This is a genomic window from Bartonella sp. TT29SHDZB (assembly GCF_042193395.1).
In the GTDB taxonomy this organism is placed as follows: Bacteria; Pseudomonadota; Alphaproteobacteria; order Rhizobiales; family Rhizobiaceae; genus Bartonella.
Genome location: NZ_JBHILQ010000013.1, coordinates 15636 through 37603 on the forward strand (window position 1 = coordinate 15636; position 21968 = coordinate 37603).

General features: G+C 45.0%; 27 protein-coding genes and 1 pseudogene. 26 read left to right on the forward strand and 2 right to left on the reverse strand.

Translation table 11 applies throughout. The features are described from left to right. Positions 1–1018: 1018 nt before the first annotated feature. Positions 1019–1918, forward strand: a pseudogene (locus tag ACFIJJ_RS06830) (phage late control D family protein); the annotation flags it as partial. 1004 nt (positions 1919–2922) lie between these two features. Here the strand turns inward: ACFIJJ_RS06830 and ACFIJJ_RS06835 are convergent. Then, positions 2923–3441, reverse strand: a complete 519-nt coding sequence (locus tag ACFIJJ_RS06835; RefSeq protein ID WP_375646415.1) for a helix-turn-helix domain-containing protein — start codon at positions 3439–3441, stop codon at positions 2923–2925. 81 nt (positions 3442–3522) lie between these two features. Next, the gene (locus ACFIJJ_RS06840) at positions 3523–4053 is read right to left on the reverse strand and encodes a helix-turn-helix transcriptional regulator (protein ID WP_375631535.1); all 531 of its coding nucleotides are present in this window, start codon (positions 4051–4053) and stop codon (positions 3523–3525) included. 151 nt (positions 4054–4204) lie between these two features. Here ACFIJJ_RS06840 and ACFIJJ_RS06845 point away from each other — a divergent pair, with 151 nt between their 5' ends. From ACFIJJ_RS06845 to ACFIJJ_RS06965, 25 genes are all read left to right on the forward strand, one after another. Next, on the forward strand, positions 4205–4510 hold the full coding sequence (locus tag ACFIJJ_RS06845) for a helix-turn-helix transcriptional regulator (protein WP_005864619.1): 306 nt from the start codon (positions 4205–4207) through the stop codon (positions 4508–4510). A 73-nt stretch (positions 4511–4583) separates the two neighbouring features. Beyond that, positions 4584–4724, forward strand: a complete 141-nt coding sequence (locus tag ACFIJJ_RS06850) for a hypothetical protein (protein ID WP_273755279.1) — start codon at positions 4584–4586, stop codon at positions 4722–4724. Then, positions 4708–5106 carry a hypothetical protein gene (locus tag ACFIJJ_RS06855; RefSeq protein WP_375612308.1) on the forward strand — a complete coding sequence of 133 codons (399 nt, stop codon included), beginning with the start codon at positions 4708–4710 and terminating at the stop codon, positions 5104–5106. The genes ACFIJJ_RS06850 and ACFIJJ_RS06855 overlap by 17 nt, the downstream gene beginning before the upstream one ends. After that, positions 5106–6113: a ParB/RepB/Spo0J family partition protein gene (locus ACFIJJ_RS06860; protein ID WP_375646417.1), complete on the forward strand. Its 1008-nt coding sequence runs from the start codon at positions 5106–5108 to the stop codon at positions 6111–6113. The genes ACFIJJ_RS06855 and ACFIJJ_RS06860 overlap by 1 nt, the downstream gene beginning before the upstream one ends. Continuing rightward, positions 6110–6568, forward strand: a complete 459-nt coding sequence (locus ACFIJJ_RS06865; RefSeq protein ID WP_012232200.1) for a hypothetical protein — start codon at positions 6110–6112, stop codon at positions 6566–6568. The genes ACFIJJ_RS06860 and ACFIJJ_RS06865 overlap by 4 nt, the downstream gene beginning before the upstream one ends. Beyond that, a complete protein-coding gene (locus ACFIJJ_RS06870; RefSeq protein ID WP_375646419.1) occupies positions 6565–8544 on the forward strand; it encodes a transposase domain-containing protein in 1980 nt (659 codons plus the stop codon). The genes ACFIJJ_RS06865 and ACFIJJ_RS06870 overlap by 4 nt, the downstream gene beginning before the upstream one ends. 337 nt (positions 8545–8881) lie before the next feature. Continuing rightward, positions 8882–9913 (forward strand): AAA family ATPase, encoded by a 1032-nt coding sequence (locus ACFIJJ_RS06875; protein WP_375624046.1) that lies wholly within the window; start codon positions 8882–8884, stop codon positions 9911–9913. Then, positions 9910–10173 carry a hypothetical protein gene (locus tag ACFIJJ_RS06880; protein WP_375621662.1) on the forward strand — a complete coding sequence of 88 codons (264 nt, stop codon included), beginning with the start codon at positions 9910–9912 and terminating at the stop codon, positions 10171–10173. Before ACFIJJ_RS06875 ends, ACFIJJ_RS06880 begins: the two co-directional genes overlap by 4 nt. Then, positions 10170–10421 (forward strand): hypothetical protein, encoded by a 252-nt coding sequence (locus ACFIJJ_RS06885; protein ID WP_375627417.1) that lies wholly within the window; start codon positions 10170–10172, stop codon positions 10419–10421. Before ACFIJJ_RS06880 ends, ACFIJJ_RS06885 begins: the two co-directional genes overlap by 4 nt. A gap of 14 nt (positions 10422–10435) precedes the next feature. After that, entirely contained in the window at positions 10436–11059 is a 624-nt protein-coding gene (locus ACFIJJ_RS06890; protein WP_375646421.1) for a DUF3164 family protein, read from the forward strand. Between the two features lie 10 nt (positions 11060–11069). Beyond that, positions 11070–11687 carry a regulatory protein GemA gene (locus ACFIJJ_RS06895; RefSeq protein WP_375646423.1) on the forward strand — a complete coding sequence of 206 codons (618 nt, stop codon included), beginning with the start codon at positions 11070–11072 and terminating at the stop codon, positions 11685–11687. 6 nt (positions 11688–11693) lie between these two features. Beyond that, on the forward strand, positions 11694–12101 hold the full coding sequence (locus ACFIJJ_RS06900) for a helix-turn-helix domain-containing protein (protein WP_375612315.1): 408 nt from the start codon (positions 11694–11696) through the stop codon (positions 12099–12101). A gap of 87 nt (positions 12102–12188) precedes the next feature. Beyond that, positions 12189–12770, forward strand: coding sequence for a glycoside hydrolase family 19 protein (locus ACFIJJ_RS06905; RefSeq protein ID WP_375646424.1), 582 nt, complete (start codon positions 12189–12191; stop codon positions 12768–12770). Beyond that, positions 12767–13054, forward strand: coding sequence for a hypothetical protein (locus ACFIJJ_RS06910; RefSeq protein ID WP_375612317.1), 288 nt, complete (start codon positions 12767–12769; stop codon positions 13052–13054). Before ACFIJJ_RS06905 ends, ACFIJJ_RS06910 begins: the two co-directional genes overlap by 4 nt. Then, positions 13047–13385 (forward strand): hypothetical protein, encoded by a 339-nt coding sequence (locus tag ACFIJJ_RS06915; RefSeq protein WP_375646425.1) that lies wholly within the window; start codon positions 13047–13049, stop codon positions 13383–13385. The genes ACFIJJ_RS06910 and ACFIJJ_RS06915 overlap by 8 nt, the downstream gene beginning before the upstream one ends. Continuing rightward, on the forward strand, positions 13351–13593 hold the full coding sequence (locus tag ACFIJJ_RS06920; protein ID WP_375646427.1) for a hypothetical protein: 243 nt from the start codon (positions 13351–13353) through the stop codon (positions 13591–13593). The genes ACFIJJ_RS06915 and ACFIJJ_RS06920 overlap by 35 nt, the downstream gene beginning before the upstream one ends. Beyond that, positions 13590–13904, forward strand: coding sequence for a DUF2730 family protein (locus tag ACFIJJ_RS06925; RefSeq protein ID WP_375646428.1), 315 nt, complete (start codon positions 13590–13592; stop codon positions 13902–13904). Before ACFIJJ_RS06920 ends, ACFIJJ_RS06925 begins: the two co-directional genes overlap by 4 nt. Next, positions 13901–14257 carry a hypothetical protein gene (locus tag ACFIJJ_RS06930; protein ID WP_375612320.1) on the forward strand — a complete coding sequence of 119 codons (357 nt, stop codon included), beginning with the start codon at positions 13901–13903 and terminating at the stop codon, positions 14255–14257. The genes ACFIJJ_RS06925 and ACFIJJ_RS06930 overlap by 4 nt, the downstream gene beginning before the upstream one ends. Beyond that, on the forward strand, positions 14220–14801 hold the full coding sequence (locus ACFIJJ_RS06935) for a phage protein Gp27 family protein (RefSeq protein WP_375646429.1): 582 nt from the start codon (positions 14220–14222) through the stop codon (positions 14799–14801). The genes ACFIJJ_RS06930 and ACFIJJ_RS06935 overlap by 38 nt, the downstream gene beginning before the upstream one ends. Beyond that, the gene (locus tag ACFIJJ_RS06940) at positions 14794–16416 is read left to right on the forward strand and encodes a hypothetical protein (RefSeq protein ID WP_375646431.1); all 1623 of its coding nucleotides are present in this window, start codon (positions 14794–14796) and stop codon (positions 16414–16416) included. Before ACFIJJ_RS06935 ends, ACFIJJ_RS06940 begins: the two co-directional genes overlap by 8 nt. A gap of 12 nt (positions 16417–16428) precedes the next feature. After that, positions 16429–18009 (forward strand): DUF935 domain-containing protein, encoded by a 1581-nt coding sequence (locus ACFIJJ_RS06945; RefSeq protein WP_375646433.1) that lies wholly within the window; start codon positions 16429–16431, stop codon positions 18007–18009. Further along, positions 18002–19207 (forward strand): phage minor head protein, encoded by a 1206-nt coding sequence (locus ACFIJJ_RS06950; RefSeq protein ID WP_375646434.1) that lies wholly within the window; start codon positions 18002–18004, stop codon positions 19205–19207. Before ACFIJJ_RS06945 ends, ACFIJJ_RS06950 begins: the two co-directional genes overlap by 8 nt. Positions 19208–19623: 416 nt before the next feature. After that, a complete protein-coding gene (locus ACFIJJ_RS06955; RefSeq protein WP_375646436.1) occupies positions 19624–20637 on the forward strand; it encodes a phage protease in 1014 nt (337 codons plus the stop codon). Then, positions 20634–20975, forward strand: a complete 342-nt coding sequence (locus tag ACFIJJ_RS06960) for a hypothetical protein (RefSeq protein ID WP_375613753.1) — start codon at positions 20634–20636, stop codon at positions 20973–20975. The genes ACFIJJ_RS06955 and ACFIJJ_RS06960 overlap by 4 nt, the downstream gene beginning before the upstream one ends. A 12-nt stretch (positions 20976–20987) precedes the next feature. Further along, on the forward strand, positions 20988–21953 hold the full coding sequence (locus ACFIJJ_RS06965) for a capsid protein (RefSeq protein WP_375646437.1): 966 nt from the start codon (positions 20988–20990) through the stop codon (positions 21951–21953). Positions 21954–21968: the final 15 nt, after the last annotated feature.

Sequence of the window (21968 nt, forward strand, 5' to 3'; positions counted from 1 at the left end):
CGCATGGCTATACGGGTATAGATAAATTATTTTGTTCCCAAGTCGTTCAAGGAACGCAATGATGCGGTTTTTGAGTGGCTCGAGAAGGCTTTTACTATATTTGAGCATGTTGAGAAAAGGACAGAAGCCTTTCGAGGGCTAGGTGAAGCAAATAAGCATAAAGATCAGTCTCAAATGTTACATTACTTAGAAGTGATTTCTGAACATCATGGACATGTTGATGGACTCAATAAAGAACTTGAAAGGCTCAATCACGAAATTGATAGTTTAAACAATAGGCTTCAAAATTTGAAGAAAATATCTCGATAAGAAAACAGAAAGTTGTTCATTGATGCAAATGAGGAAGAATGCATGAGATGATAAACAACGATTTCATTGAAAAAGGAATGAACGGTGGGATTTGCAATAGTACTCATCATATCCGTTACGGTTATTATAGGGACTCTTTGTTTTTTGTGTAACAGAAACTGTGAAAGAGCGGAAAGAGATAGATGGAAAAGATATGGAGAAGCACCAGAAACACGCTCCGAAAATGAAAGAAAAAAATGAGACCAGTATGACAATACAAGAAACATAACCATTTCATGAGACACTTTAAAATCCAGATAATAAGGTTTTGGGAGTCTCTTCAGCATTTGATAAAGAATCTGAAGTTTTAGCGTTTAAAGAAGTTATGGTCCTTTCATCGAAGGACTATAAAATAGTCCTCTGCATATTTGTTATCATTTTGGCAGTGGACTTTGTTATCCAGATGTTGGATAAGGTCATTATCCAAGTATTGGATGGGGGCAGAGAGTTTGATATTTTTACTTTTATATGTATTTTTAGCTTATTTATTTTGATCTGTTGTTTTATGGCTATCCCGATTATTTTAATTTTACACAATACGATTGAGGAAAAAATTGAAAACAATACTTCAGCAATATAAACAGATTTGAAATGAGAGAATCTTACAATATTCGGGTCTCTCATCAATATACAAAACAGTAAATTATCATTATAAATCAATTTGTTGTGTAATAAAGCCGATACATTTGAAGCAGAGTTTGATGATAGTGGTAATGATTTAGAGGTTCCCTCCAGTAACAGTGCGCTACAGGTGATCTTTGGTTATGAGAACAGCATCAGTGCCTTTATGGGGTGTTTTGTTGTCGAATCGGTTGTAAGTTGTGGTGGCAGTGATGGAGAGATCTTGCGCCTTTGTGGCAAAAGTGCCTCGATGCGTAAAGAGCTCAAAGAACAGGTGAGTGAACATTTTGACCACAAAACTGTTGGTGAGATTGTTGAGACACTTGCCAAACGCCATGGCTATCAAGCAAAGGTCAGTCCCCAATTTACCAAACAAACTTTGCCTTATGTGATTCGTACAGATCAATCGGCGGTTGATTTTTTAACCCGCCTTGCCGATCGCATGCGGGCGCGTTTTTTAATCAAAGACAATAAGTTTTTATTTTTAAGCGGGGATAATTTACCAGCACTCGAACTTTATAAAAATGACTGTTCCAACTGGGAATTCACATTAGAGCCACGTACGCAATATGGCACTATTGAAGCTTCTTATTTTGATCGCTCAAAAGGGCAGCAATGCCAAGTCAAACATCAGACAGGGTTTAGCGGTCCCGTGCGGCGTTTACGGACTTGTTACACTTGTGAGGAGGAAGCACGAGCTGCTGCTGCATCAGAATCGGATAGGCTGTGCCGTGCTGTGGGCAGTGGTTCTTTGTCTCTTGCGGGGCGACCAGAAATCATGGCCGACCAACCTCTCATCCTTCAAGGGTTTCGTGGGCAAATCAATGGACCATGGAAAGCTGCAACCGTCACCCACCGCTATGAAAAACAAAGCGGATACACAACAGAAATCACACTCGAGGCACCAAACAAGGGAAAAGAGGCAGGAGAAAAGGAAACCTCTGAGTGACAGAAAATCAAAGGGTAATGTTTACCCTTTGATTGGTGATGAAGGGCATTTAGAGGAATAAGGACAACTTGTTCCAATTGCTAAAACGAGAAATAGGATCAAGTTGATCCAATTGCATGAGTACAGCAATAAGGTATTGTTTACCTAATTCCTCAAAGGAGCAATGGTGCAAACATTGCACAATTGCATACTGAAGAGCAATTTGGTCAAGTTGACTGAATTCCTTAAACGCTTCTCTTATTTAATAATGTCCTGAATAATGTGCTTAGGATACAGAAAAATCATCAGTCAATTTATGCTAAAAGAAGTCATACCATCTTATATACGCTGCTTCTCAAATAATACGATTCCAACTCAATGATTGATCATCAAAAATTGCGATTTTGAGCAGAAAAGAAAAAGAGGCTTTAAATGATCTTTGAAAGGTCTTTGAAGACCCTTTGAGAACCCCTTAAAAACTCTTTGAAAAAAAATAAATTGGTACAAAACCTAGTGGCAAATTATACAAAACCTGCTGGCAATGTAGTTTGACACTAGGTTTTATACTAAGTGGGAAAAGGTGGGATTAGGTAGGAATACGTGGTAATTTGTTGTTTTTGTGTATAAAATTTAGCATTAAATGCGCGTTTTGTCAAAATAGATTTTGACACCTAAAATTGTAAAAAAGAGCGAAAAATAGTAAAAATTAGAAAAAAGAGCGTTTCAAAGGTAAAAATGAGAGAGGGCTTTGAAAGGTCTGTGAAAACCCTGTGAAAAATTTTGAAAAGTCTGTGAAAGCCCAGAAAACCGCCTTTGAAGACCCTGTGAAAAAAATCACTCCAAAAGTTCAATTGACGTCAAAATCAGCCCAAAATGACCAAAAAAGCAAAAAAGATTTCCATATATAAGTGGAAATCTCTAAAAATTGAGTAAAAAGTATTTTTTATCAATAATTTATATAAATTTTTTAATGTAAAAAGATTTCCACTTTCATTTTTCATTTTAGAGAGGCATTAAGCTGTATCTTATGTAGTTTCTGGATGTGCATTTTCAGCCTCTATTTGACGCTTTAAATGCAATTTTAGAAGAGGTAAAATAAGCTCGACTTCTTCCGTGTCGTTGATATCTTGAACAAGCTCTTGCAGTTTTCCATAAAGTTCTGCCGCGAGTTCCGCTATATCTTCAGGAGGGATCTTTATATTTGCATCGCGATAGGTTGTATAAGCTATGCGACCGAGCTTTTTCATGAGACCAGCAGGGATGGTAGGTGCTTTAAAACCAGCTGCTTTCGCTTTTGCCATGTTACTAAACATTTCACCTTCACCCGTAACGAGCCAATCTAAGGATATTCCACAGCGATCTTTATATATTCGCAGTATAGATGCAGGAGGCTCTCGTAAACCCGTTTCATAATTGCGCATAGTCGTTTCGGGAATTTCAAAATGTCTAGCAAATTGCTTACGCTCTGTGAAACCAAGGGCGCGTCGCACTTCACATAGCCGCTTTGCTAGTTCTGTTTTAGGTTCTTTTTTAGGGCGTGCCAAAAATGCTCCTTATTCATATTTAGGTTCGTTTTAAATTACAGGATTTTAAAAAGAGATTTCCCCATTTATCTTAGAGAGGCATTAAGCCGTATTTTGTGTAGTTTCTAGATGTACTCTTTCAGCTTCTATTTGACGCTTTAAATGAATTTTAAGAAGAGGGAAAGTCGCTTCTACTTCTTCCATGTCGTTGATGTCTTGAACAAGCTCTTGTAACTTTTTATAAAGCTCTGCCGCTAATTCCGCTATATCTTCAGGGGGGAGTTTTATTTTAGCATCGCGATAAGTTGTATAAGCTATGCGACCAAGCTTTTTCATGAGACCAGCAGGAATGGTGGGTGCTTTAAAACCTGCTGCTTTCGCTTTTGCCATGTCACTAAACATTTCGCCTTCACCAGTGAGAAGCCAATGAAAGTCTACGCCATAAATTTTGTGATAGGCAATTACGATAGATGCTGGTGGCTCATTTACACCGAGCTCATAATTTGCGAGCGTACCTTTCGCTAAATCAAGAGTTTTTGCAAAAGCACCGCGTTCTTCATTTCCAAGCATTTTTCTTATGTCACGTAGGCGTTTTGCCAATGGTGTTTTGGGTTCTGAATCGGGACGTGCCAAAAAAATACCTCATAAATTCATTTTTTATGTTTACAAAACATATAAAATGAATTAACTACATATTACCGCCCGATATAGAGGGCAGATATTTTACAATTAACCCCACAAAAAACGGATGTGGGAGCATCCGTTTGAAGCAGGAGCGAAGTTTATGACAACCACCCAAACATGCATTCAAGTATGGGATCGCCATAGTATTTTAGCCGAGCTACGCCGCCGTAATATGACCTTGGCGGAGCTCGCGAAAGCTTATCAACTCTCGTCATCCAGTGTTCAACATATCTGGACACGGTCTAACGAGAAAGCCGAACGTGCTATTGCCGATTTTATCGGTTTGCCCGTCGAGCAGGTTTTTAGCGACCGCTACCCCAAAAGTCGCCGTCGCATTTTTAAAGCAGCAAAACATGCCAATACAGATTCGCGTGCGCATTCTGCTTTGCGTGGGAATGCTGCTTGAATTTCGTTACACGGCTTTGCGCTTTTGCGCATTTGCCATGAATTTAAATACCATAAGATAAAAAGGTTTATCAATGTCTAAAGATCAGTACGAAATAGGCAAGATAAATTGCATAGAGTTGCATCATAGAACAGCCGTTTGCATGGGTTGGTTCTGGCGATTAGATGGTGGTCATATTGTTTTTATAGGGGGTGGTTATGGTTGCTGCTTGTAATTTATGGACCCCAGAAGCCAGAAGCGATATCGTTAATCCTTATTCGGAGGTTGAACGTTTGGAAGCTATGCTTGCCTGTTCTTTTAAGGCGGTGAGTAGTGGATTTAAACATTTGCCAATCCGGTATATTATTGACCCTCCGCACTGCTTATTTGATGCGGCGTTAGCACGACAGATTGTTATTCATATTTTGCATTATCAGTTTGAGGTGCCGCGGCGGCGTCTTGTTGCCATGCAAGAGCGTGAACGCACTGCTGTTGCTCGTTCTTTGCGTACCATTAACCGGCGTTTGGAAGAACCCGTTTTTGCGAAAGCTTATCGAAGATGGGCGGGGCGTGCGATGGATTTATTCTTTAAAGAGATCAGAAAGGCGGGGGCGTGATGGCACAGTTTCAAAAGCTTGCTCTTGATGTGATTGTGGTACCGGAGCGTATACGCCCTGTGGATGATGAGCATGCCAAGGCACTTGCACAATCAATGGCGCGGGAGGGATTGATGAATCCGATTACGGTGCGCCATACCCCCAATGCTAAGGAAGGTAATTACACGCTTATTGCTGGTGCGCATCGGCTTCGTGCTGCTGAGCTTTTGGGCTATAGTGACATTGATGCCGTTGTGGTGCAGGCTGATAAGGACAATGCCGCGCTTTTAGAGGTTGCTGAAAACCTCTTTCGCAATGAATTGTCAGTGATTGATCGTGCGCTTTTTGTCCAGACTTACCGCGAATTGTGGGAAAAGAAGTATGGGGAAATTAAGGTTGGTGGCGACAGAAAATCAAAGGGTAAACATTACCCTTTGATCGGTGGTAATCAATATACAAAGGACAAAGTGGCAAAGGTGCAACTTGCACCTTTGCCAAATGATGGTTCTTCAGAGCACCATGAAACTGGGTGTGAAGGGGATGAAAAATCAAAGGATCAAGTTGATCCTTTGATCGGTGATGAGAAATTGGGACAAGTTGTCCCTATTTCTTATACAGATGAAGAAAATGGTAAAGGGACAGTTTTATCTTTTTCTAAACATGTGGCGGATCGTATTGGTTTGTCTCAAGTTTCAGTAAAACGTCTTAACAGCATTGCTCAGCATTTACAGCCGGAGTTGCGGGCGGTTTTGCGGGGGACGGCATTGGCGGATAATCAAGCGCAGTTGTTAAAATTAGCCAAGATGGAGCCGGTTGCGCAACGGCGGGTGGCAATTGCTTTGCAACAGGTTGATGGGGATTTACGGCGGGCTGTTGATTTGGTCAATGGGATTAATACGCCGCCGCAAATTAATGAACAAGAGCGGGTTTTTGCTCAGTTATTGGGTGTTTGGCAGAGGGCGGATGCGCAGACACGGGCGCGGTTTTATGATTATTTGAACAAGCAATCGGGGGAGGTGCTGTCATGAAGAGGCATGGTTGTGGGCAGCTTGATTTTTTCCAAAAGCCGGTTTTTCCCTGCCGCGAACCCGTTGCGCAGATTGATTTAGGGCGGTTTCGCTCACGCATTAAGCGTGCGATGGCGCGGGCTTTGAGAGAATGCCGGCATGAGCGCAGTGTGATTGCGGAGCGTATGGCGCATTATTTAGGGATTGGGTGTTTAAGTAAGGCCAGTTTGGATGCTTATGTGGCAGAAAGTAAGCAGGTGGATATTTCCCTGCCGCGTTTTAAAGCCTTTGTGCGGGCGACAGAGGCATTTTGGCTTTGGGATGAGGTGGTGAGTGAAGATGGATTGTTGCTGTTGCAAGGGGATGAGGCACGTTTAGCAGAGATTGCGCGGTTGCAGCAGGAACAGCGGGAGATTGCAGCGCAATTGAAAGCCATGCGCGCAACGCCGGTTCGCATTAAAAGGGGGCAGCCATGAAGGAATGGTTTAGTATTGCCGAATTGGCTGAGGCAGCTTTGCCAGGGTTGCCGAAAACATATAAAAGTCTTGAAAACCACGGACGGGCATATTGGAGAAAAAACTCTGAACTTTCGAGGAAAGTGGGAGGCAAAACCAAGCCGGTTTGGGAGTATCACATCTCTTTATTGCCGGAGGGGGCGCGGGCGGCATTGTTGGTGCGGTTTGGTGGGGCTGTTGATGTGAAACAAACGCAAGGGGAGCAAAAGGCAAGTATTTGGGTGCGTTATGAGGGGCTTTCAAAGGCGCATAAAAGGCGCTGTGAAGAGCGTTTGAAGGCACTTTGCTTTTGGGAAGATTTGCTCCATGCCGGTATGGGTGTGCATGATGCGGCAAGTTTGAGTGCGGTGCAATTTGGTGTGAGCCGGATGTCGCTTTTTAATTGGCGGCAGATGGTGGAGGGGTATGAGCGCCCTGATTGGTTGGCAGCTTTAGCGCCTTGTTATGGTGAGGAGAATGTTTCGCAATTTGCGCCGTGTCATGAGGGGGCGTGGGAGGTTTTTTGTTCGGATTATTTGCGCCCGTCTCGCCCTGCTTTTTCGGCATGTTATCGGCGCATGGTTTCGGTGGCGCAGGAGCGGGGTTTTGAGCCCATTCCTTCTGAGCGGGCTTTGCGGCGTCGTTTTAAGGCGCAAATTTCCAAAGCGGTTGTGGTTTTAGCGCGTGAGGGAGAAGAAAAGGCAAAAAAGCTTTATCCAGCTCAACGGCGTGATCGCTCGAGCCTGCATGCACTGCAAGCTGTGAATATGGACGGGCATAAGCTGGATGTTTTTGTGAGCGTTCCTTGGACAGAAAAGCCTGTGCGGCTTTATCTGATTGCCATTCAAGATCTTTATTCGGGCAAGATTTTATCGTGGCGCTTATCGGATGCTGAGACTTGGGAAATTGTTCGTTTGGTGATTGGGGACATGGTGGAAGCTTATGGCATACCAGAGCGTATGACCTTGGATAATGGGCGCGCTTTTACCAGCAAGTGGATTTCTGGAGGTGTGCAAAACCGTTTTCGTTTTAAGATTAAGCCGGATGATCCGCAAGGGCTTTTGACGAGTTTGGGGGTGCAATTGCAATGGACGACACCTTATAGCGGACAGTCTAAACCGATTGAGCGGGCATGGCGTGATCTGGCAGAAGCGATTTCGAAACATCCCTTTTGTGCGGGGGCTTATACGGGCAATAAACCGGATGCCAAGCCTGAAGATTATGGCAAGCGCGCGATAGGATTTGAAGCGTTTAAAGCCCATGTTGGTGCGCAAATTTGTGCACACAATGCGCAAGCAGGGCGTAAGGCGGTTAATTGTGCGGGGCGCAGTTTTGATGAGACCTTTACTGAGAGCTTGCAAGCAGAGGGGACGATTATTCGGCAAGCAACGGCAGCACAACGGGCTTTATGGCTTTTAACCTCTGAGGCATTGCGTGCGCAAAAGGGTACGGGCGAGATCCATTTTTATGGCAATCGTTATTGGGCGCGGGCGTTGAATGAGCATGCGGGGAAAAAAGTGATTGTACGCTTTGATCCGGATAATTTGCATCAAGATTTACGGGTTTATGATTTGAATAATCGGTTGCTTTGTCTGGCACCATGCCTTTGTGATGTAGGTTTTTATGACCAGCAGGCGGCGCGCTTGAATGGGCGTTTGCGTAAAGAATATGTGAAGGCTGTTAAAGCAGAAAAACAGCTAGCGGCAAAGCTTGCGCCTGATCACTTGGCCGATGTTTATGGGCGCCTTGAGAAAAAGGATGAAGCGTTCAAATCTAAGCTTCCGATAAAGCCAAAGGTGAGCCGCTTGATGCCAAACAATGTGGGGAATTTAGCTTTGAAAGCAGACGATGATGAGGCTTTGGGGGAGGAAGAATTCAGTCAACACTTGCATAAAGCTTTGAGAAAGTTTTCCGCCTCTGATGAGGGGCGTGAGGTGATCAAGTTTCCTAAACGATAGGAAAGGAAAGAGGGGGGATTTGTAAGAATTCTCAAAAGGAAGCTGGTTTTGTATCGCGTATCAGCTTGAAGCGTTAACAAAGAAAGGGGGGGAGGAATCTTATCCATTTCATAGTCTAATCAATACATGAAGTTTCTAGGTGTCTTTGCCTGATCGGGTGAGATGCGTGGAGTTAGCAAGTTCCCCGATGTGTGAGAAAGAGAGGGGATTTGCAAGGTTAGCCGTTTTAGTATCGCGTACGGCTTTTAAATGTTCATTCTAAAGACAAAAGATAAGGGGCGGGTGGGAGCCCTTCCCCTTATCAACAGTCTAAAATCAATACGAGAGGGGAATATACATGAAAAACGCGATAAATGCAACGGTCGATAAAAATCCTTGGGCGCGACCTAAAATCCAGCCTAATGGAACAGCACAAAACCGCAACAGTGATGACATTGCTTTATGGAATGAGCTTGTGGATGCAGTGAGAGCTTTGGGGCAAATGAATGATTGGTCGAAAGCAGAGGTGGCACGGCGCATAGGGATGCCGGATGGGACGTTTTCGCAATGGTATGCGGGCAGTTATGCGGGACAGTTGGGGAAGCAAAATGCGAAGGTTCACCAATGGGTTGAGACTTTAAAGGAAACAGCGGGGTTTTTGGAGCGCATTCCTGAAAAACCAGCCTTTCAGAGGAATCGAATTGCCAGTGAGATTATTGATACTTTAACACTGGCACAAAGTACGGGGGATATGGTGATGATTACGCTTGATGCGGGCAGTGGTAAGACCGAAACTTGCCGCCATTATCGCTCTACCCGCCCGCATGTTTATCTGGTGACAGCAAGCCCGCATACGCGCAGTGTTCACGGTATTTTGAATGATATGGCAGCAGAATTGGAAGTGGTGGAATATAATCCCACCCGCTTAACGCGTGCGATTGGCAAAAAGTTAGAGCGTGTTGGTGGCGGAACATTGTTGATTGTTGATGAGGCGCAAAATTTAACGGATGAAGCGATTAATCAGTTGCGCCACTTTGTTGATATCAACGGTACGGGGTTGGCTTTGGTTGGCAATGATGAGATCTCGGGGCGGTTGGTTCATCGTCAAAATGGTCCCTCTTATGCGCAAATTAAAAGCCGATTGGCGATGCATTTGAAACGGCGCAAGCCCTATAGTGAGGATATTGCGGCGCGCATTCATGATTGGGGGATTGAAGATGTTGGTGCGATAAAGTTTTTGACAGGGATAGGCTTAAAGGCTGGAGCTTTGCGGCAAATTGACAAAACCATGATGTTGGCACGCATGGCAGCGCTTGGAGATGGGTGTGAGGTGACTTTGAAACATGTCAAAGCGGCATGGAAAAACCGTGACGTGGAGGAATTGGCATGATCTCTTTATGCGACAAAGAATTATCCGATACGCTTGTTGGTCTTTATGACGATTATCAATGCGGTTTTGATATTGGAGAAAAGCTTAAATTGTGTGTTGATTTGGCGTTATTGCTTGAATTGGAGTTGAGTGTTCATCGTTTGGGGGAAGCGGATGCGGTTTTGGAAGCTGAAGTTGCAGAAGTTTTGGCTGAGTGTGAAGGCTCTGATGCGGATGAGAGCAATCGTGTGATTTATATGGATTTTGGAGGAAGCAAATGATGGAACGTAACCCCTATATGGTGAGAGAGTGCTTGATTGCTTTGCGCTCTGCCTTTTTACAGTATGAGGTGAATGGCATTTTTATGCATGGACAAGATGTTCGAGAATTGAATGAGTATTTGCGTCGTTTGGCAGGCTATAACCACGTTTTAGGTCATGAGCTTATGCGGTGTCGTTGGCAATTGAAAGCGGGATGTGCGCCTTCTTCAGGGGATGTTGTGCCATTTCGTCGGTTTCAAAAAACATAAGGAGGAAGTTGGTGATGAATCCACAAATTGAACTTGAAGGTACGCGTTATATGAAGGATGCAAAAGGGGCTTTGGTGCCGGTAAGCTTGATCCGCCCTGCGGATTTGTTAGAGGATGAAACGGTGCGCAAAATTATGGGTTTTGCGAAAGAATTATCGGCAAGGATTGCACGTTTTAACAACCATACGATTGCGGATTTGAGTGATTTTGATAGCTTGCTTGCGCAAGAATATGGTGTGGAGCGGCGTGGCAAAAAGGGCAATTGTACTTACACAAGCTTTGATGGTTTGCAACGCATTAAGGTGCAGGTACAGGAAAGTGTTGATTTTGGACCGCAATTGCAAATTGCCAAAAGCCTTCTTGATGAGTGTTTGAATGAATGGTCTGCGGATGCACGTCCTGAAATCCGTGCGATTATTACGCGTGCTTTTAATACGGATAAAGAAGGCAAGGTGAATCGGGGCGAGATCTTTATGCTGTTGCGTTTGGATATTGATGATCCACGCTGGAAAGAGGCGATGCGTGCTATTCGCGAGTCATTGCGTGTGACGACATCTAAGGAATATGTGCGTTTTTATGAGCGCGATAGCCTAGAAAGCGCTTGGCGTGCTGTGACCATTGATCTGGCGAAGACATGAGGGGGGTGAGATGTCTTTAGCTGTCCTTCATATGGGAAAACGCGCGTTAGGTCTTGATGATGAGACCTATCGCGCACTGCTCTATCGCTTGACGGGCAAGCAATCGGCGAAAGATTTGAATTTTTCAGAAAAGCACTTGGTTATCGCTGAAATGAAAGCGTGTGGTTTTAAGCCGAATGGGAAGCGTTTAGAGGGTAAATATGCCAAGAAGCTCCAGGCGCTCTGGATTGCTGGGTGGAATCTTGGCATTATTCGTGATCGTTCAGACAAAGCGTTGCTTGCCTTTGTGAAAAGACAGACAGGGATTGATCATATTCGCTTTTTACGCGATAGCGATGATGCATGCAGAGCTATTGAGGCGTTGAAAGGTTGGTTGCAGCGTGAGGGTGGGGTTGACTGGAAAGGGAAAAAGATTCAAGATTCTTGGCAGAAAATGCCAGGATATTTGATTTTGTGTGCCCAATGGAAGTGTTTGAATCCCGATGCTGTGTTTGATGTGGAATCTTTTCATCAAAGTGTTATGGCGTTAAGTGGTAAAGCTTTGGGTGAGATGAGTGGGGGCGATTTTAGAGAAGTGATGAATGTTTGGGGGCGGAAAATCCGTAAAGGTGTTAAAAGCGAGGGGTAAGCATGTATGCAAGAGGAAATCTATAGCGATTTTCCTGCCTTATTGCGTGAAATAGCTGATGTTGCGGGCAGTGAAGCAGCATGGAATATGATGCGGGCTTTTGGTGGACGAGAAGTTTATATACCCGGGCGTCTTGAGAGTGCGGATTGGTTGATTGAAATTGTTGGGTTTGAAGAGGCGCAACAATTGATCAACCATTTTTGTTTTAATGGTTCGGGTGTGCGCCTTCTTATCCCCCTTGGCAGAGATGCTGAACGGCGGCAAAAAATGGTGCAAGCGTTGCAAAAAGGCTGGTCGGTTGATACTGCAGCTGCTGTTTCTGGTATGCATGTGCGCACAGCCTATCGCTTGAAAAAGAAAATTTCTTCAAAAGAACCACAAGGTTTATTATTTCCAGAGTTTTATGAGTATTGAGAGTTTTGACTGACAGTGTCAGGCTTATATTGGGGGGGTGAAATCCGATAAACTGCGCATGGATTTTTATGCATTGAGTGGTTTGTTATGGTTTCAATAGATGCTTCTTTTCTTCATCGCCTTGCGCCTAAATTGGCGCATCATGCGCGCCAAGATTTTATTATTGTTGAAATGGCACGCGTGTTGCCTAAAGCTTTATCTTATGGGGCACTCACAACACCGTTGCGTATTGCACATTTTTTAAGCCAATGTGCCCATGAGAGCGATGGCTTTTTTACCGTTTGTGAATATGCCTCAGGGCGCGCTTATGAGGGGCGGCGTGATTTAGGCAATGTCAACCCTGGGGATGGGGTGCGCTTTAAGGGGCGTGGGTTGATCCAATTGACGGGGCGCAATAATTATCGCCGTTTTACGAGGTTTTGGCGCTTAGTCGATGAACAAGCTGTTGATTGTGAGGCATTTCCGCAAGAGCTGGAAAAGTTTCCAGCAGCGCTTTGGTCTGCTGTTTGGTTTTGGCAAATGAAAGGCTTGAATAGGCTTGCTGATCAAGATGATTTACTCAGAATTACTAGAGCAATTAATGGGGGCAAGAATGGACTTGTGCAACGTTTGATTTATTTGAACCGCGCCAAAAAGCTTTTGGGGCTTGGAGGCGAGGTGAAGGCATGAAACCTTCTTATCGTGGCTCTAGGCTCTATTTATGGTGGTCTTTTTGGTTTGCTTGGGGGGTTATTTTTTTGCTCGTTTCTGGTGGTTTGTGGGGGGCTCCGCATATTGTTGATATGGCGAGCATTTCTATTCCTTCGATGGTGGCGATTATTGTTGGCAATCTGGGGGTGCATCGTGGCTTTGGCTCGTTGGATTTTTCTAATAGGAAACATTCCCATAAGCGGCATAGCAGCTCCTATGATGGGGTGGAGATAACGAGGTGGGGAGATAAAAGCAATGTTTAGCCCTGTTTCAAAACTGTCTTTTGGTTTGTTGTTTTTGGTCAGTGTGATGTTGGCGGCTTTTGGCTTTATGAAAGCGCAAGTTTTAAAGGCGGAAAAGGCGCGTGATTTGTATTGGCAGTTGGAGATTGCCAAGGCTTCTGCACGCGCACAGCTTGAGATGGAGCGACAAAGGCAAGCAGCGTTGGAAGCTGAGCATCGAGCGCAAGGGGTAATTTCGGCTTTGGAACAAAAGCTTACAAAAATGGAGGAAGTCAATGCAGTATTGCCAACTACTGGCGGTGGCATTGGGCTTGAGCGTGTGCGCTTGCTCAACACACAAGCCGGTGGGTAGCCTTTCTTATCATTTTTTATCGGTTGAGTTGCCGCCTGTTGTTCGCATGGCGTGTGCCCGCCCAGCTTTATTGCCAGAGCGTGCTTTGAATGCGCGCGAAGTGGTGCACTATTGGGGGCGTGATCGTGCTGCTTTATTGATTTGTGAACAGCGTAGAAAAGCTGCGGAGCGGGCGATTTTAGGCAAAAGAGAGGGGACTTTTAAGTGAATTTGGATATCAGTGTTGCCAATGGCTGGTTGTCTTTATTGTTATCGGTTATTGCGATTTGTGGGGTTTTGAGAGCCTATTTTTCTTCAGGTGCGCGGGAAATGCTGAAAGATATCACGACGCTTAAAGAGCGTGTGCAAAAGTTAGAAACAGAGATGGACTTTTTGCCTGATCGTGATGCGCTGCAAAGATTGGAAGTGAATATGGAGAAATTGAATGGTCGTCTCAACACGCTTTCTGCACAATTACAACCGGTGGCAGCCATTGGTGAGCGCTTGCAAGAGTTTTTGTTGGAGAATGCCAAGAAATGAAAGCAGATATGGATAAAATCATCCGTGAAGAAGCGCGGTTGATTATTTTAAAAGGGCTTGCTTGTGAGCGCAGTGAAACTTTATCGAGTGCGATGATTGAGCGGCTTTTATACAGTTATGGCATCAGACGCGATCGCGATTTTGTGCATAATGAACTGGCATGGATGGAAGATCAAGGTGCTGTTACTTTAAAATGTGTGGGTTCAGTTTTTCTTGCGGCATTAACAGAACGGGGAGCGCGTCATTTAGACCGGAGCTTTTCCATTGAGGGGATTAAGCGGCCTAAACGTTCATCAATAAAAGACGAGGTGAAGGATGCGCAAGGTCGGGCGTGGACGTTTAACGGCGATTGATTTATTGCCGCAAGCTTGTGATCAAATTATTGCTGCTGCTGCTGAGGCTTTAAATGGGCGTGAGAAGACACAAATGGCTATTTATGGTGAGTTTAAAGCGGCTTTGAAGGCTTTACGAAAGGAAACGGGTCTCAGCTTTTCTATTCCCTCTTTTTCTAGTTTTAATCGTTATTCTTTGCGGCTAGCCGTGATGTCACGGCGCCTAGAACAGACAAGAGAAATTGCCGCAAGCCTCTCGCAGCGCTTTGATGCTAAAGCTTCTGATAATATCACTCTTTTGACGGCGGCAGCGATTAAAGAACTTATTTTTTCCACGTTAAGCAGCGGGAAAAACCTTTCGCCAAAAGCGGCACAAGAATTGGCCAATGCGCTTAAAGGCGTGTTGGCGGCTGAACATTTGTCGACCACCAGACGGCAAAGATTAGAGAAGGATTTTACCAGCAAAGCAAGCAAAGCGGTTGACGCTGCAGCAGCAGCGGCGGGGCTCTCAGAAGAAACAGCGCGAGCTATTCGTGCGCAGGTGTTGGGGGTAAAACATGGCTGAACAGCCCTTTTCAAAAAGTCATGTCTTTGATCATCAAGGTGGTTTTGATATTTGGCGGAAAAGTACTTTTCCCAAAGAGAGTGATCCCTTAGCGGAAGGCGTTTTGATGGCACATCAACGGGCATGGATTGAAGATAAGTCCCCATTAAAATTGGTGGAAAAGGGGCGGCGGACCGGCATTACTTTTGCAGAAGCTTTGGATGATACACTGATTGCAGCGGCGGCACGTGAAGCGAGGGGCGATAATGTTTTTTATATTGGTGACACCAAAGACAAGGGGCGGGAATTTATTGGCTATGTGAGCAATTTTGCTTCGGCAATTACGAGCCATAGTGGGGATGTTGAGGAATTTTTATTCTCTGATCAAAGGGCGGATGGTTCAACAAAATATATCTCTGCTTATCGGGTGCGTTTTGCTTCGGGGTTTCGGGTTGAGGCGCTTTCTAGCCGCCCTGAAAATATTCGCGGACTACAGGGCATTGTGGTGATTGACGAGGCGGCGTTTCATCAAGATGTGCGCGCTGTTTTGGATGCTGTCAATGCTTTGCTCATTTGGGGAGGAAAAATCCGTGTGATCTCCACCCATAATGGTGTGCTCAATCCTTTCAATGAATTGATCCGTGAAGCGCGAGCAGGTAAGGTTCCTTTTTCGGTGCATTGTTACCCCTTTGGTGTCGCTGTTAAAAATGGCTTGTTTAAACGGGTTTGTGCCATGAAGGGGGAGGTGTGGAGTTTAGCATCTGAGCAACAATGGGAGCAGCAAATTCGTGCGTCTTATGGGGTGCGTTTGGCTGCTATGCGCCAAGAATTAGATGCCATACCAGCCGATCAAGAAGGGGCGGCTTTAACACGCTTACAGATTGAAAATTGTTGTGCGCCTGACATTGCAGTGTTGCGTTTTGCTTGTGTGGATGATTTTAAAAATCAATCGGAACATCAACGAAGTGTTGCTGCTTTTGCTTGGTGTGAGAAGCATATAAAACCTCTTCATGCTGGGCTTGACCGGCGGCGCCAACATGTTTTTGGTGTTGATTTTGCCAGATCGGGCGATGCGACATCGATTGTGGTGATGGAGGTGGGACAAGATTTGGTGCGCCGTGTCCGGTTTATGGTGGAATTGCGCAATACGCCGTTTGATCAACAAAGAGAGATTTTATTTTATGGGGTGAATGGTTTGCCGCGTTTGATGGGCGGCGCGTTAGATGCGCGGGGCAATGGGGCTTATTTAGCCGAAAAAGCGGCGCAACGTTATGGTGCTTGTGTGAAGGAAGTGCAATTGTCGCAAAGTTGGTATGGCAAGGAAATGCCGGCTTATTTGGAAGCTTTTGGGGATGGGACGATTGTTTTGCCGCGCGATAGTGACATTGTTGCCGATCATCAAGCGCTTGCTTATGTCAATGGCATTGTGAAAATTCCAGACAATCATCGTTTTAAAGGCAGTGACGGTTTTATGCGCCATGGTGATAGCGCGATTGCTTGCGCTTTGGCTTATTTTGCCAGCCGCCAAACTCCTGAAATTTATGATTATACCCCTGTGAGAGAGGCTTATCGTTTTGATGAAAGCTCGCTCTTTTCAACGCCTTTTTTTTCAACAATGCGATCAAAGATTTATTGATGGGATGATGAGATGGTAAAACTTTTAGATCAGTGGGGTAGGGCGCTTAATATCAAAGGGTTGGAGAGGGAAGTCGCAAGCCCTACCGTTAATGGTATTCGTGATGTGTGGTCACAAACCATTGTCAGTGGTCTCACCCCTGCGCAACTTGCTGATATTTTGCAACAGGCAGCACAGGGGCATCCAGAGCAGTTTTTTCAACTTGCCGATGATATGGAAGAGCGTGATTTGCATTATCGTGCTGTGCTTGGCATGCGTAAAAATGCTCTCACAGGGGTGGAGCCTGGAGTGATTGCCGCAAGCAACAGTGCACAGGACAAAAAGATAGCAGATGCGGTGCGGGAAGTGATTAGTGCGCCTACCTTTGTTGATGATTATGTCACGGATTTGTTAGATGCTTTGGGAAAAGGCTATGCGGTTGTTGAAACTTTGTGGGACAAGAGTGCCAAGGAATGGTGGCCGGTTGCTTGGAAATGGCGGGACCAGCGGTTTTTTCAATTGGACCGGCTGGATGGTTTTCATTTACGTTTAAAAGAAGAGGGCTCTCACTATGGTATTGAATTGCCTGCTTATAAATTTTCCATTCATCGCCCAAAGTTAAAAAGCGGTTTGCCTATCCGCACGGGACTTGCCAGACTTGCGGCTTGGGCTTTTTTGTTTAAGTCTTATACCTTAAAAGATTGGATGGCTTTCTTAGAAGTTTATGGCATGCCTTTGCGTGTGGGTAAATATGGGGCAAGTTCTTCTCATGAGGAACGGCGGGTTCTCATTCAAGCGGTGCGTGATTTATCCAGTGATGCGGCAGCGATTATTCCCAAAGAAATGGAGATTGAATTTATTGAAGCGGCAGGGGGCAGTGGCAATGCGGTTTTTGCCTCTAAGGCGGAATATTTAGATCGGCAGATTTCTAAAGGGGTATTGGGACAAACCATGACGACGGATGATGGTTCGTCCTTTTCGCAAGCACGCATTCATGAAAATGTGCGTCATGATATTGCCAGAGCTGATGCACGCCAATTAGCTTTAACGGCTAATCGTGATTTAATTGTGCCCTTTGTTGAGATTAATTTTGGGCGCCAAGAGCGCACCCCCCTTGTCTATTGGCCGATTTCGGAAAATGAAGATATTAAAGCGATTAGTGATGCGCTGGAAAAACTTGTGCCCTTAGGTTTGCGTGTTGGGGCGCAAGAAGTGCGCAATAAGATTGGTTTTTCGCAACCAAAAAAGGAAGAGGATGTTTTAAAGGCTCCTGATAATGCGCTTGATGATGAGAGGGGAGAAAAGGCTCATGTTTGTGCTGATTGTGGAGGTGTTTTTGATGTTTCTGTGACAAGAGAGAGCAAGGGTGCAAAAGAGAAGGGTGGGAAACATCACGACGAATTGGACCGACTTTCACAAGAAGCTTTAAGCGACTGGGAAGAGGACTTAGAACCCCTTTTAGAGCCTTTTAAAAAGCTTGTGAGAGAAGCAAAAAGTTATGAGGATATCCTAAAAGGCTTAGATGAATTGCTAGGTGAGATGGATCATCACGCATTAGCAGCGCGCTTGGCAAAAGTACAAATGATTGCACGTGGGCTTGGGTATCATGGATGAGGAACTTTTTAAAACCGCCCCTAAAGAGGTTATCCGTTATTTTGAAGCCAAGGCACTTGTTCCAAGCTTTGATTGGCGTGATATAGCACCAGAAGAACATGCCTTTTCCTTTACGGTGGCAAAATCGCTAGGCTATGATATTTTGGAGGATTTTAAGCGAGCGGTTGGAGAAGCCATAAAGCATCAAGTTCCTTTTCAAGAGTTTCAAAAAAATCTGATGCCGATTTTACAAGAAAAGGGTTGGTGGGGTAAAAAGACCAGCATTGACCCCAAAACTGGTGAAAAGAGCGTGGTGCAATTGGGCAGCCCACGGCGTTTAGAAACGGTCTATTGGGCCAATACCATGAGTGCGCATGCAGCAGGCGAGTGGGAGCGCACACAAAATAATAAAGAATTTTTGCCCTATCTCACCTATGCTTTGTCGAGTTCAGAACATAAGCGTTTAGAACATGAAAGTTGGGTGGGGTTTACGGCACCTGTTGATGATCCGGTTTGGGATTGGCTTTATCCACCCAATGGTTGGCGGTGTAAATGCAGTGTGCGACAGGTAAGCCGTTATGAAGCAGAAGATTTAGGCTATGAAGAGGGGGCAGAGCCACTTCATGTTGAAAAGCAGGTTTGGCACAATAAGCGAACGGGGAAAATTGAGAAGATACCAAAGGGGATTGATCCTGGTTGGCATTCTAATCCTGGGAAACATCGGGCGCAAAATTTAAGCCGTTTTTTGAGTGATAAAGTCTCTGTGATGGGGGACAATGACAAACGCATTGCCATTGAAGATATTGTGGGTTCACCACTTTTGGAAGCCATGTTTGAAGGACGGATGCCTCGCGGGTTTATACCCATTGCACCGATACCACAAAAGGTGGGTGATGTTTTTGCAGCGGAAAATTCTCTTATTCGCTTATCCGCAGACAGTGTGAAACATATTTTGTTAGAGCATCAAGCGCGTGATCTTCGCTTGGATGATTTTCGGGGCGCCATTCAAACGCTCATAAAACCCCATGGCATTATCAGGCGAAAAGGTGTACCGAGCGTTGTGTTTTTAGGTGAAAATGATGGGGTATGGTGGCGCTTAGCAGTTAAATTCGTGGCAAGCAAACAAGAATGGTGGTTGACCTCCATGCATAAAAAAAGCTCTAGAGAAATTGGACGCTTATTGGATGCGGCTGAAAAAAAGGGCGAGAGGTTGTTGTAAAGAGAACACCGGAAAGACCTGCTGGCTTTTGTGAAAAGAGAAGGCGTGGAGGGCGGTCAACTCCTCGCAGATCCGGTAAAACCGTCCTGGTATAACTGGCTCACGCCTCGCGGATAATGTAACAGTTTAAAAGTTTAAAAGCAATCTTTAAAAAAACGGCTTGAGAGAGGCTTTTTTTGTATAAGGCGATAAATTGTACCTCTAACTTCACAACGGCGCTCTATCGCCTTTGAAGTGCCTTTGAAAACGATTTTATGGGATGGTTTGGCACGGGGGTTTCTCTCACAAGGAGAAGAATAGGGAAAAGAGTGCTTTTTTGAGAAATGCTCTTTTGACTGACAGTGTCAGACTTATGGTGGGAGTAAGTTTCATGCATTGTATTGCCAATGACAATTGTAAAGCAATAGGCAATGTTTATGGAGCAAGAATTTCACGAAAATGGCGAAGATGGGCATGCTGAGATATGTCATGACGGGACATTTCATGCTGCGTTAATAGATCTTTGCCAAGACGCCACCGTTAGCCAAGCGCCTGAGTGGGTAGAGCTTTTGCCCAAAGCGCCCCATGTGAAGGCACGTGATGGACGACAATGGCATTATAACCCGCAAACTATTTTAAAAGCCTTTGCAGCCAATAAAGGACCGCTTGTGATTGATTATGAGCATGGGCAACATCACCGTGCGAGAAATGGTTTAGAAGCACCTGCCAGTGGCTGGATTGAAGAATTAGCAGAGCGGGATGGTGCGATTTGGGGGCGTGTTAAATGGACCGATATGGCCGCTAAAAAGATTGTTGCCCGAGAATATCGCTATCTTTCGCCTGAGTTTCGCCATTCTAAGAAAGGTGAAATTTTAAATTTAGCCGGTGCTGGTTTGGTGAACCGTCCAGCCCTTGTCATGACGGCTTTAAGCCGTGAACAGCCTTCCCCTATAACTTTGACGGAGAAAATGATGGATTTGACAGCCATTGCCAGTGCACTATCACTGGCAGAAGATGCTAAAGCGGATGAGATTTTAGCAACGCTTAAAGCGCGCGAAAAAGAACGCGCGGAATTAAATTCCCAATTAACAAAGATGCAAGAAGATTTAGCGCTTTTGCAAGAAGAGCAAAAAAATACTGCCATTGAGAGTCTTTTAGACAAGACCATTGAAGAGGGCAAGATTTTGCCGGCTGCTCGCGAGGAATATCGTGCGCTCTGTAGCCTTGAAGGGGGGATGGAACATTTTAAAAGTTTGGTCGAGAAGTTGCCGGCGCTTGCCTCAACAAGCCCTTTAGAAGTGTGTGCTTTAGCGCAAGAACCAAAGCTTGCTCCAGAAGAGGTTGCCCTTGCGGCACGCCATTATCAGGAAGAGCAGAAGCAAAAAGGCTTCGACATCACCATTAGCCAAGCAGTTGAGTATATTAGCGAGCAAAAGGAGCGCCCATTATGAGTACGATGATTTTGATTAAATCTTTTCGCGCTGGAGATGTGATTTCACCTTATTGCATTGTTGCAGCGCGCGGTGATGGAATGGTGGCAACGGCTTCTGGTAAGGGTGATAAATTATTAGGGACTGCAGGGTCATTGAGTGCAAAGGCTGGTGAGATGATTGATGTTGGCCAATGTGGTTGGGGCGAAGTGGTTTGTGGAGGCAATGTTTCCTTTGGTGATTTTTTGACCTCTGACCCCAAAGGACACGCCATTAAAGCGGAAGCCGCAGATCGCACCATTGGTATTGCCATGAGTGATGGTTCTGCTGGTGATGTTATTTCTTTTAAAATTAATTAATCGAGGCATAAAATGAACAGACCTTTTCCCATTGATCCAACACTCACCGCTATTGCTATTGGTTATCGCAATCCAGCAGGTTCTCTTATTGGCGATAAAGTTTTGCCACGCGTTTGTGTTTTAAGTGAGGTGTTTAAATATAGTGAATTTCCTTTAGCAGAAAATTTTACCGTGCCTGAACTTGAGGTTGGGCGAAAAGGGCGCCCGAATGTGGTGGAATTTTCTGCCTTTGAACGGGAAGCCAGTGTCAAAGATTACGGACTTGATGATCTTATCCCCAATTCAGATATTGAAGCAGCGGCACGGGCACGGGCGGAGCAACGCTCTCGTTATAACCCCGAAAAGACAGCTGTAGAGGGACTTGCCAATTTGCTAGAATTGGGGCGTGAAGTGCGTGTTGCAGCCCTTGTGCAAAGAAGTGAAAATTACGCACCAGAGCGGGTGATTACGCTTAAGGGTGAAAATAAATTTAGCGATTATGAGAAATCTGACCCTTATGCCACTTTAGATGAGGCGATGGATAAAAGTCTCGTCTATACGCCCAACACCATTGTGATGGGCAAAGTTGTTTGGTCAAAACTCAAACGTCATCCCAAAATCATTAAAGCCGTTAAAGGGGGTGGCACTGCTGATGGTTTTGTCACCAAGGCGCAATTTGCTGATCTGATGGAAATACACCCCGATCGTTTACTCATTGGTGAATCGCAAGTGAATTTGGCACGTAAAGGGCGTTCGGCACAATTGGCACGCGTGTGGGGCAATAAGATTGCACTGCTTTATATTGACCCTACCAAACAACAGGCAGATGGTTCGGTGATCAGTTGGGGCTTTAGCGCCCAGTTGGGCGAGCGTTTGTCTGGAGTGATCAATGATCCAGATATCGGCTTATCAGGCGGTAAACGGGTGCGTGTGGGGGAACGGGTGTGTGAATTGGTCGCTGCAAAAGATGCCGGCGTTTTGTTGCAAGAAGTTGTCTAAGGGAAACTTTTAAAC

What these genes read in the sequence shown, in the direction of transcription:
- ACFIJJ_RS06845 (WP_005864619.1), top strand. Translation starts at nt 4,205, where the DNA reads ATGACAACCACCCAAACATGCATTCAAGTATGGGATCGCCATAGTATT.
- ACFIJJ_RS06850 (WP_273755279.1), top strand. Translation starts at nt 4,584, where the DNA reads ATGTCTAAAGATCAGTACGAAATAGGCAAGATAAATTGCATAGAGTTG.
- ACFIJJ_RS06855 (WP_375612308.1), top strand. Translation starts at nt 4,708, where the DNA reads ATGGTTGCTGCTTGTAATTTATGGACCCCAGAAGCCAGAAGCGATATC.
- ACFIJJ_RS06860 (WP_375646417.1), top strand. Translation starts at nt 5,106, where the DNA reads ATGGCACAGTTTCAAAAGCTTGCTCTTGATGTGATTGTGGTACCGGAG.
- ACFIJJ_RS06865 (WP_012232200.1), top strand. Translation starts at nt 6,110, where the DNA reads ATGAAGAGGCATGGTTGTGGGCAGCTTGATTTTTTCCAAAAGCCGGTT.
- ACFIJJ_RS06870 (WP_375646419.1), top strand. Translation starts at nt 6,565, where the DNA reads ATGAAGGAATGGTTTAGTATTGCCGAATTGGCTGAGGCAGCTTTGCCA.
- ACFIJJ_RS06875 (WP_375624046.1), top strand. Translation starts at nt 8,882, where the DNA reads ATGAAAAACGCGATAAATGCAACGGTCGATAAAAATCCTTGGGCGCGA.
- ACFIJJ_RS06880 (WP_375621662.1), top strand. Translation starts at nt 9,910, where the DNA reads ATGATCTCTTTATGCGACAAAGAATTATCCGATACGCTTGTTGGTCTT.
- ACFIJJ_RS06885 (WP_375627417.1), top strand. Translation starts at nt 10,170, where the DNA reads ATGATGGAACGTAACCCCTATATGGTGAGAGAGTGCTTGATTGCTTTG.
- ACFIJJ_RS06890 (WP_375646421.1), top strand. Translation starts at nt 10,436, where the DNA reads ATGAATCCACAAATTGAACTTGAAGGTACGCGTTATATGAAGGATGCA.
- ACFIJJ_RS06895 (WP_375646423.1), top strand. Translation starts at nt 11,070, where the DNA reads ATGTCTTTAGCTGTCCTTCATATGGGAAAACGCGCGTTAGGTCTTGAT.
- ACFIJJ_RS06900 (WP_375612315.1), top strand. Translation starts at nt 11,694, where the DNA reads ATGCAAGAGGAAATCTATAGCGATTTTCCTGCCTTATTGCGTGAAATA.
- ACFIJJ_RS06905 (WP_375646424.1), top strand. Translation starts at nt 12,189, where the DNA reads ATGGTTTCAATAGATGCTTCTTTTCTTCATCGCCTTGCGCCTAAATTG.
- ACFIJJ_RS06910 (WP_375612317.1), top strand. Translation starts at nt 12,767, where the DNA reads ATGAAACCTTCTTATCGTGGCTCTAGGCTCTATTTATGGTGGTCTTTT.
- ACFIJJ_RS06915 (WP_375646425.1), top strand. Translation starts at nt 13,047, where the DNA reads ATGTTTAGCCCTGTTTCAAAACTGTCTTTTGGTTTGTTGTTTTTGGTC.
- ACFIJJ_RS06930 (WP_375612320.1), top strand. Translation starts at nt 13,901, where the DNA reads ATGAAAGCAGATATGGATAAAATCATCCGTGAAGAAGCGCGGTTGATT.
- ACFIJJ_RS06935 (WP_375646429.1), top strand. Translation starts at nt 14,220, where the DNA reads ATGCGCAAGGTCGGGCGTGGACGTTTAACGGCGATTGATTTATTGCCG.
- ACFIJJ_RS06940 (WP_375646431.1), top strand. Translation starts at nt 14,794, where the DNA reads ATGGCTGAACAGCCCTTTTCAAAAAGTCATGTCTTTGATCATCAAGGT.
- ACFIJJ_RS06945 (WP_375646433.1), top strand. Translation starts at nt 16,429, where the DNA reads ATGGTAAAACTTTTAGATCAGTGGGGTAGGGCGCTTAATATCAAAGGG.
- ACFIJJ_RS06950 (WP_375646434.1), top strand. Translation starts at nt 18,002, where the DNA reads ATGGATGAGGAACTTTTTAAAACCGCCCCTAAAGAGGTTATCCGTTAT.
- ACFIJJ_RS06955 (WP_375646436.1), top strand. Translation starts at nt 19,624, where the DNA reads ATGGAGCAAGAATTTCACGAAAATGGCGAAGATGGGCATGCTGAGATA.
- ACFIJJ_RS06960 (WP_375613753.1), top strand. Translation starts at nt 20,634, where the DNA reads ATGAGTACGATGATTTTGATTAAATCTTTTCGCGCTGGAGATGTGATT.
- ACFIJJ_RS06965 (WP_375646437.1), top strand. Translation starts at nt 20,988, where the DNA reads ATGAACAGACCTTTTCCCATTGATCCAACACTCACCGCTATTGCTATT.